Genomic DNA, 272 nt, shown 5'->3' with positions numbered 1-272 from the left:
AGCCGGCAGTGTCAGGCTTAGCGAGTCATGGTCACCGGCAATAACCTTCAGTTCCGGCACCGGTACCGGATGTGCTCCCCGACCATGATTCAGAATCACCGCAATACGTAACAAGCGCGTCAGCTGGATAACAAAAGCCCGGCTTTCCGGAGACAGGGTTGCAAATTCACCCAGATTGAATTTACGTCGGTGACAACGTACCAGGGCCGCCAGTTTGGCTTGCCCTTGGCGGGTAAAGCCCAGCATATCGGCATGCTGCAGCAGATAAGCAC

General features: G+C 55.5%; 1 pseudogene. It reads right to left on the bottom strand.

Annotated elements, in window-relative coordinates:
• Window positions 1-272: pseudogene (locus Q4563_RS19905) on the bottom strand (hypothetical protein); the annotation flags it as partial.

The sequence above is a fragment of the Gilvimarinus sp. 1_MG-2023 genome (genome assembly GCF_030548285.1).
This window is presented reverse-complemented; position numbering and strand designations above follow the sequence as displayed.